This window comes from Micromonospora sp. M51, assembly GCF_018070305.1.
Classification (GTDB): domain Bacteria; phylum Actinomycetota; class Actinomycetes; order Mycobacteriales; family Micromonosporaceae; genus Micromonospora; species Micromonospora parva.
In genome coordinates this window covers 1-8,181 of sequence record NZ_JAGPXZ010000219.1, presented here as the reverse complement: position 1 = coordinate 8,181, position 8,181 = coordinate 1, and the positions used below count along the sequence as shown (strand labels likewise).

Annotated in this window: 10 protein-coding genes; 2 read left to right on the top strand and 8 right to left on the bottom strand. The window is 71.6% G+C overall.

Features of this window, described 5'->3' with window-relative positions; genetic code table 11:
* The 7 genes from KBX53_RS14230 to KBX53_RS14200 all read right to left on the bottom strand — a co-directional run.
* The coding region (locus KBX53_RS14230; RefSeq protein WP_210859701.1) for a glutamate--cysteine ligase at nucleotides 1-1,499 on the bottom strand (1,499 nt) is incomplete at its 3' end.
* Nucleotides 1,500-1,738: 239 nt separating this feature from the next.
* Nucleotides 1,739-3,088, bottom strand: a complete 1,350-nt coding sequence (locus KBX53_RS14225; RefSeq protein ID WP_210859699.1) for a cellulase family glycosylhydrolase — start codon at nucleotides 3,086-3,088, stop codon at nucleotides 1,739-1,741.
* A gap of 98 nt (nucleotides 3,089-3,186) precedes the next feature.
* Complete coding sequence (locus KBX53_RS14220; RefSeq protein ID WP_210859697.1) at nucleotides 3,187-3,669, bottom strand: SRPBCC family protein; 483 nt, start codon at nucleotides 3,667-3,669, stop codon at nucleotides 3,187-3,189.
* Nucleotides 3,666-4,010 (bottom strand): helix-turn-helix transcriptional regulator, encoded by a 345-nt coding sequence (locus KBX53_RS14215; RefSeq protein ID WP_210859695.1) that lies wholly within the window; start codon nucleotides 4,008-4,010, stop codon nucleotides 3,666-3,668. The genes KBX53_RS14220 and KBX53_RS14215 overlap by 4 nt, the downstream gene beginning before the upstream one ends.
* A 59-nt stretch (nucleotides 4,011-4,069) precedes the next feature.
* On the bottom strand, nucleotides 4,070-4,636 hold the full coding sequence (locus tag KBX53_RS14210) for a TetR/AcrR family transcriptional regulator (protein ID WP_210859693.1): 567 nt from the start codon (nucleotides 4,634-4,636) through the stop codon (nucleotides 4,070-4,072).
* Between the two features lie 4 nt (nucleotides 4,637-4,640).
* Nucleotides 4,641-5,201, bottom strand: coding sequence for a carboxymuconolactone decarboxylase family protein (locus tag KBX53_RS14205; RefSeq protein ID WP_030335392.1), 561 nt, complete (start codon nucleotides 5,199-5,201; stop codon nucleotides 4,641-4,643).
* Nucleotides 5,202-5,234: 33 nt separating this feature from the next.
* On the bottom strand, nucleotides 5,235-5,594 hold the full coding sequence (locus tag KBX53_RS14200) for a hypothetical protein (protein WP_210859691.1): 360 nt from the start codon (nucleotides 5,592-5,594) through the stop codon (nucleotides 5,235-5,237).
* Nucleotides 5,595-5,745: 151 nt separating this feature from the next.
* Between KBX53_RS14200 and KBX53_RS14195 the strand changes: the two genes are divergently transcribed.
* Entirely contained in the window at nucleotides 5,746-6,156 is a 411-nt protein-coding gene (locus tag KBX53_RS14195; RefSeq protein WP_210859689.1) for a VOC family protein, read from the top strand.
* A gap of 109 nt (nucleotides 6,157-6,265) precedes the next feature.
* On the top strand, nucleotides 6,266-7,243 hold the full coding sequence (locus KBX53_RS14190; RefSeq protein WP_210859687.1) for an aldo/keto reductase: 978 nt from the start codon (nucleotides 6,266-6,268) through the stop codon (nucleotides 7,241-7,243).
* Here KBX53_RS14190 and KBX53_RS14185 read toward each other — a convergent pair.
* Nucleotides 7,237-8,001 (bottom strand): YqjF family protein, encoded by a 765-nt coding sequence (locus tag KBX53_RS14185; RefSeq protein ID WP_030335383.1) that lies wholly within the window; start codon nucleotides 7,999-8,001, stop codon nucleotides 7,237-7,239. The two genes, KBX53_RS14190 and KBX53_RS14185, sit on opposite strands and share 7 nt — an antisense overlap.
* Between the last annotated feature and the right edge of the window lie 180 nt (nucleotides 8,002-8,181).

Genomic DNA, 8,181 nt, shown 5'->3' with positions numbered 1-8,181 from the left:
GTACGCAGGGTCCGCCAGTCGGCGGCGGGCACCACCCGGGGCACCAGGTCCACCGGGAAGAGCCGGGTGCTCGCCTCACCGGCCACGCTGAACGTCACCCCCCGGGCCCGCTGCTCCTCGTCCCGGTCGTGCTCGCGTTGACGCAGGACGCCGGCACCGAGCTGACGCAGGGCCGCGAGCATCGGGGCGTACACCGGTTGCGGTCCGGCCGGTCCGAATACCTCGTCGCCGGCGTCGGCGTACGTGGGCAACGCCGGCGGTGTCGGCGCGCCCGGCAGCGGCCCACGGACCCGGCCCCGGGTCTCGTCGAGCAGCAGGTCGACCACGTCGGCCAACCGGCCACGCCGCTGGTACGCCCGCCGCTGTCGCGCGGCCGAGCTGCCGCGTTGCAGCGCGTACCGGGTCAGCTCGCTGACCTGCTCCCAGTCCCCGGTCGCCGCCAACTGCGGGCGCAGGTCGGTCACCAGGCGGCGGACCGCCTGGGCGGCCGGCACCGGCCGGGCCGAGCGGGGCAGGTCGAGCAGGTCACCTTCCAGGCCGGAGCGGGCCGCCCGCCACACGGCCGCCCGCAGCACCGGTGGTCGCACGGCGGTGCGCTCCACCGCGGCGCGCAGGGCGGCGACCTCCCGCCGCACGAGCGCCCGGAACAGGCCGGTGAGCAGGACGATGGTCTCCACGTCCGGGTTGGCGTCGGTGATTCGCAGTTCCACTGTGGGCACGTGCGCCGACGGCCGGACGTCGAAATAGATCATGGCGGGGTCGGTGATGGTCTCGGAGGCGATCAGTTCGGCGACCAGCGCCTCGTGGTCGGCGGCGCTGGTCACCTCGCCCGGGTCACCGGCGGTGGGCCAGCGTTGCCAGACCAACGACCGGACGCTGGCGTAGCCGCTGTCCTGACCCATCCAGTACGGCGAGCTGGTGGAGAGAGCGAGCAGCACCGGCAGCCACGGCTGGACCCGGCGGGTGACCGCCACCGCCAGGTCCCGGTCGGCGACGCCGACGTGCACCTGCGCGCCGCAGATCAGCTGCTCCCGGGCGAGCATCTGGTACTCGTCGAGCATCCGCCGGTAGCGGGAGGTGGGTGTGACGCTGGGGTCACCGTCGGCCCGCAACGGCACCGTACCGGCCGCCACGATGCCCAGCCCGGCCCGGTCGGCGACCTGGACCGCGCTGTGCCGCAGCCCGGTCAGCTCGGCGCGGATCTCGTCGAGGGTGCGACAGACCGCGGTGTTGGTCTCCACCACGCTGCGGTGGAGCTCGGCGGTGAACGAGGCCGCCGGCAACCGGTCGAGCAGCTCGCCGGCGCGGGGCACCAACTCCCTGGTGTGCAGGTCGACGACGTGGAACTCCTCCTCCACCCCGATCGTGGCCAGGTCAGCCGGGTCGCCGTCGTCGAGCGACAGGGCCCGGTTGGTGCGCGGCGTGGGCGCTGTCCGGCCATTGCCGGACCGGCCCACCGGCCCGTCGTACGTCGGCGCGTTCGTGGTGTTGTCGGCCATGGTCACCCCGGTTCGCGTGTCGGTGGTGTCGACTGTCCGACGAGCGTTCCCAGGGTTGGTACCGGGGGCGTTTCCGGCGCGTTAAGGTGACCCGCCGTTCTGTCCATCCGCCGGCACGGCGATCGATCCGCGCGCTGCTGCCTGATCGACACGGGCATGGCGATGTCGGGGTATCCCGTCGATCCGGATACCCCGACATCAGTGAACTCGTGTCGATCATGGCCTGGGAGCGGCCGGGGTCACCTCATGTTCGCCACCACGAACGGCGCGTGGCCGTGCAGGTAGTTGGTCCACCCGCCGGTCACCGGCGCGCCCGGGCTGAGCAGGTTGGTGGTGTCGGTGCCGACGTCGAGCTTCCAGGCCGTCCAGGAGATGCCGTTCGCCTTTATCCAGTCGATCCAGGACTGCGCCTCGGGCAGGCAGGCCCGGCCGTCGAGGCCGCCGTCGGCGTTGCTGGCGCCCCACTCCGTGACGAACAGCGCCAGACCCGCGCGGATCGCGGCGTCCCCCTTGGCCCGCAGCGACGACCCGTGCGTGCAGGAGTAGAAGTGCAGCGTGTACATCAGGTTGGTGCCGGCGACCGGGCTGGCCGCCGCGACGTCGACGTCCTGTGACCAGGTCGGGGTGCCGAGCACGATGATGTTGTCCGGGTCGGCGGCGCGGATCGCGGACACCACCGCCTGGTGGTACGGCTTGATGACGGTGGTCCAGCTGACCTGGAGCGGCTCGTTGTAGGGCTCCCAGATGACGTTGGGCAGGTTGCCGTACCGGCGGGCCAGGTCGCCGAAGAACGCCACCGCCTGGGACTGGTTGTTCTGCGCCTCGTGCGCGTGCCAGTCGACGATCACGTACACCCCGGCGGTGACCGCGTTGTTGATGATGGTCTCCACCTGTGCGCGCGCCTTGGCCGGGTCGCTGAGGTACGCCCCCGCCGGCTCCACCCCCATCGCCGCGCGGATCACCTGGAGGTTCCAGTTGTCGCGCATCCAGCGCAGCGCGGAGAGGTTCTCGGCGTACGGGGCGGTCTCCCAGTTGAGCCACATGCTGCTGATGCCGCGCAACTGCACCCGGGCGCCGGACTTGTCGCACATCGTGGTGCCGCAGACCCGCAGCTGCCCGTGCCGCTCGACGGGCGTGCCGGTGGTGGGCGGCGGGGTGGTCGGGGGTGGCGTGGTCGGCGGCGTGGTCGGGGGTGGGCCGCCGGCGCAGCCGGCGCCGTTCACCGTGCAGTTGACCGGGGTGCCGGTGCCGTTGACGAGGAAGCCGAACGAGGTCGAGGCACCAGCGGCGAGGTTGCCGTTCCAGGACACGTTGGCGAAGGTGTAGTGACTGCCCGAGGTGGTCTGCTGCGCGTTCCACGACTGGGTGATGGTCGAGGAGGACGGCAGGTCGAACTCGACCCGCCAACTGCTGATCGGCGCGGAGGTGTCGTTGGTGACGGTGACCTGCCCCTGGTAGCCGTTGCCCCAGTTGTTCGTCACCGAGAACACGGCGGTCGCCGCGCTGGCCGGTGTGGCGGCGACCGCCGCCGCCCCACCGGCGAGCAGGCCGGCGACGGCCAGGGTCGTGACAAGTCTCAGTGTGCGCATGCGGAACCCGCTTCGGATCGACGATGGTGGCCTGAGGCGGGGCGGCGCCTCCGCGAACAATATCGATCAACGCCGATGCAGGCAAGCGGAGCCGCTGCTCAGAGGGTCCTGGCGAGCTCGACGAGCTGGTCCAGCGCCGCACCCCAGCCCTCGTGGAAGCCCATCCCCTCGTGCGACTTCTTCGCCGACGCGTCGGCGTGGATCGCGGTGGCGGTGTACTTCGTGCCGGCGCCGTCCGGCTCGATCTGGATCACCGCGGTGAACGGGAAGCCGTCGGCGGTGACGATCGGGCGGAACCCGGCGCCCATGGCGGAGGTGAAGACCAGCGTCGAGCCCTCGTCGGCCACCAGGATGCAGCCGCTGCTGGGAAACTCCTGGCCCTCGGGCGAGCGCATGGTGGTGTCGAACCGGCCACCGGGCCGCAGGTCGATCTCGCAGGCGACGGTCGACCAGGGTTTCGGGCTGAACCACCGCATCACCAGCTCGGGCGTGGTCCAGGCGCGCCAGACCAGTTCGGGGGCCACGTCGACGCGGCGCTCCAGGACGAGATCGAGGTCGGGGTTCACCGGGTAGGCGGTCATCGCTGCTGCTCCTTCAGGTCGTAGAGAACCGAGTCGAGTTGGTCGAGGCGTCGGGTCCACCGGGCGCGTTGCGCGGCGAGCCAGGTGTCGAGGCGCTCGAGCGACTGAGGCGCGAGCCGGTAGGTGCGCACCCGACCCTGCTTCTGCGACGTCACCAGGCCACAGCGCTCAAGGACGTGCAGGTGCTGGGTGAACGACGGCAGCGCCATGTCGAACGGGCGGGCCAGCTCGCTGGTCGTGGCCGGACCCTGGGACAGGCGCTCCACGACCTGGCGGCGGGTGGGGTCGGACAGCGCGTGGAGCACGCTGTCGAGCGCGTCGCCCCCCACATGCTTAGCCATACGCCTAACTATTCCATCGGGCTGACACTGAGGTCAAGCCCTAAGTGTCAGCCCGATGGTCAGCGGCGTAGCGCGTTGAGCACCAGGTCGGCGTACCGGCGCCACACCGCCGGGTCGCGCTCGTCGAGCACGATGAGCTGCCGAACCGCCCCGCAGAGAAGTACCCGGATGTCCAACTCCCCGGCGTCCTGGCGGATCTTGCCGGACAGCCGGGCCGCCGCCACCAGCTGCCCGATCAGGCTCAGGATGCGCGCGGCGGGCACCAGCCGGCCCTCGAAGAACGCGTCGGCGAGGACCCGGTCGCGCGCCAGGCGTCCGAACAGGTCGGGCACGAACGAACACCACTCCTGGTACGCGTCAGCGCCGTCAAGCGCCGCGCGGATGCGCTGCTCCAGCTCCTCAAACTGCCGCTGGACCACAGCGACGATCAGGTCCTCCTTGCTGGGGTAGCTGCGGTACACCGTCGCGCGACCCACCCCGGCCCGCTCCGCCACCTGCGGCACCGTCACCTGCAGACCCTGCTCGGTGAAGAGCTCCCGGGCGGCGGCGATGACCCGCTCCTGGTTGCGACGGGCGTCCAGCCGCCGACGGGGTGCGTCCGGGTCGCTCGGCGTCGGTGGGGTCATGGCGTCAGTCTGCCCGTTCGGTCCCGCCGGTCAGCAACGGCTCGTCGCCGTACACGGTGGTGAGTTCGACGTTGAGCACCGTGGCCACCCGTCCGAACGACCAGTAGTAGCCGATCACCTGGAGCACCTCGACGACCTCGCGCTCGCTGAGATTGGCCCGGACCTCGTCGAAGAGGTCGTCGGGAACGCGCGGTGAGCGCACCACCTCGGCGGCGAACCGGATGAGCGTCCGGTCGTCCGCGGCAAGGCCCGGGTTGTCGAGGTCCCGGCTGCTGATGATGTCGCGGGTGCGCTGGTCGACGCCGGCGGCCTCGGACATCGGGCGGTGCTGGGCCGCCACGAACTCGCACCCGGCGTACTCGGCGACCGTCAGGATGACCAGCTCCCGCGAGCGGGCGGGCAGCTCCAGCGAGGTGAACTGCGCCTTCGCGAGCTGGATGAAGAGGGCCACCGTGCCGACCGAGTGGGTCAGCATCTTGACCATCGGGTCGGGCGGCAGGGCGGACAGGACGTCGCGGACGTCGGCCGGAATGGCGTTCGGGTCGGGGTCGGCAAGGCGGGGCATGGCTCTCTCTCCGGTGCTGATTGTCGAGGTGGGTCAGGCGGGCAGGTCGAAGCCGGTCTCGCTGAGGTGGCGGAACCGGCCGTCCTCGGCGTACGACCCGAAGATCGCGATCTCCCCCCTGGCGGTCGACCCGTCGACCATGGTGATCTCGAAGACGTGTCGTTCGGCGTAGCGGAGACCGTCGCGCAGCTCGTCGAGAACCCGTACGGTGCCGCCGGCGATCTGGGCGCGTACCCGGGTCACCATCTCGACGAATCCGGCCCGGTCGACGGTCTCGCCGTCGCTGCGGTGGGTGTAGTCCGGGGCGTAGAACTCGTCGAGCGCCTCGGTCAGGTCGCGGGTGGGTTCGAAGACCACCGCGCGCAGGGCGTCGCTGATCCGTACCGGGGTCATGGGGGCTCCTCGTGGTGACGGTGGGCATATCCGGACTCGCAGGTCCGCTTCGTGTCCACCGTACCGGACTCGCGAGTCCGCTTCTGGTGAGAGTCGTCACCGCGCAGTTTCGGATAAGCGTCCGGCGGCGCCGACCCCTACCGTGACGTGCATGTTCACCGCGATCACGCACTCACAGATCTACGTCCTCGACCAGGACGAGGCCCTCGACTTCTACGTCGGCAAGCTCGGCCTGGAGGTCAACGTCGACGTCGACATGGGCTTCATGCGCTGGCTGACCGTCAACGTCCCCGGCGAGCCGGGTCGCCAGATCCTGTTGGAGAGGCCCGGCCCACCGGCGCTGTCCGAGGAGACCGCCCAGCAGGTCCGCGCCCTGGTCACCAAGGGTGCGATGGGCGGCTCGCTGATCTTCTCCACCGACGACTGCCGCAAGACGTACGAGACGCTGCTGGGCCGGGGCGTCGAGTTCACCGAGGAACCCACCGAACGCTTCTACGGGATCGACTGCGCCCTGCGCGATCCGTTCGGCAACAGCATCCGCTTCACCCAGTTGACGTCCTGAGCGGCGAGAAGTCCCGAGGGGCGACGCGGGCACCCGACCATCGGGGCGGTCGACCCGGCCGCCCGACGCGCGAGGTGCCCGTCGGCCGCGTCGGTCGTAGCCTGGGGCCATGCGAACCACCACGCTGGGCAGCACCGGCCCCGAGGTCGGCGTCATCGGCCTCGGCTGCATGGGCATGAGCCACGGCTACGACATCACGGGCCCTCGCGACGACGACACGTCGATCTCCGTCATCCGACAGGCACTGGACCTGGGCGCGACACTGATCGACACGTCGGACGTGTACGGGCCGTACACCAATGAGGAGCTGGTCGGGCGGGCGCTCACCGGCGGCGAGCGGGAGCGGGCCGTGCTGGCCACGAAGGTCGGCCTGGTGGCCACCTCCCCCACCGGCGGCCCCGGCAACTCGCCGAGGATCGGCAACAACGGCCGCCCGGAGCACATCCGCGCGGCGATCGACGAGAGCCTGCGCCGACTCGGCACCGACCACGTCGACCTCGACCAGCTGCACCGGGTCGACCCGCAGGTGCCCATCGAGGAGTCCTGGGGCGCGATGGCGGAGGTCGTGGCGGCCGGCAAGGCCCGGCAGATCGGGCTCTCCGAGGTGACGGTCGCCCAGATCGTGCGCGCCCAGGCGGTGCACCCGGTCGCGTCGGTGCAGTCCGAGCTGTCACTGTGGACCCGCGACCCGTTGACCGAGGTGCTGCCGTACTGCGCCCAGCAGGGCATCGCCTTCCTGCCGTTCTCCCCGCTCGGCCGCGGTTTCCTCGCCGGCCGGTTCAGCTCGTTCGACGACCTTCCCGCCGACGACTTCCGGCGCGGCCTGCCGCGCTTCCAACAGGACGCGCTGCGCGCCAACCTCGCCATCGTCGCCCGGGTCCGGGAGATCGCCGACCGGGCGGGCGTCAGCCCCGCGCAGGTCGCCCTCGCCTGGGTGGTGGCCCAGGGTGATCAGGTCATCCCGATCCCCGGCACCAAGACCCCGAGATACCTGCTGGACAACTGCGCGGCCGCTGACGTGCGGCTCAGCGCCGAGGACCTGGCCGACCTGGACGCCCTGCCCGCGCCCGAGGGTGGCCGCTACTGAGCCCGCGGCGGCCCGGCGGCACGTAGCCGGGCCGCCACCGGCGGGCCGAACCGGACCCCGACACCGGGCGAGTAGAGCACGCTGACCGGCGGCCCGACCGGTGCCGGCAACCCGGCGGCGGCGACCAGCTCGTCATCCAGGTGCAGCAGCTCGCACCGGTGCAGCGGCCAGCTCGGATGCCAGTTCGGCAGGTGCAGCGTGCGTCCGTACGCCCGGGTGTGCAGCCCCCAACGGGCGGTGAGGAAATGGTCGAGCGGGGTCGGCTCGACGATCCGTTCCCCGACCCGCACCACCATCCGGCTCGTCGCGCCCGCCGGCCCCGGCCAGCGCCGCCGGCACCGGTAGGTGCGGCGGTCGCCGTCGCGTGCCAACCGCATCGACGACCAGAGGTACGGCAGGCGCAGCGTCGCCCGGGCCACCAGCACCGGCACCAGGCGGGACGCGTCGAGCGACCGGAACACCACAGCTCGTCGGCCGTCGTCGTCGACGGAGTAGAGCCGGACGTTGGTTTCTGAGAAGGTGCCGAAGTAGGGCACCCCCGGGCCACGGCCGAAGCCCAGCCCGACCATCCGGAAACCGATCAGGCCGACGTAGCTGACCCCGTGGAGTGTGTCCGGCCGGGTCCCGACGGGAAGCAACGGCGCGACGAGCGCCGGATCGACCGCCCAGTGCAGGAACGTGAGGTCCTCCCAGCGCTGCCGCAGCACCGCCCAGGGGAACGCCTGCCGGGGCGCGTGGTCGACCGGTTCGGGAAGCACCCTCTCATCCTCGCCCAGTCGGCAGGCTGGCGTGGTCTCAGGCGTGCGGGCCGACACTGACGGTGCCGACGGTCAGCGACGCCCGGCCCTCCAGGATCTCGCCGACCCGGTCGACCTCCTGCGCCAGCGCCCGTTGCCGGGCCGCGTCGAGCGGGCGCAGCGGCTCGACGGTGACGCGGA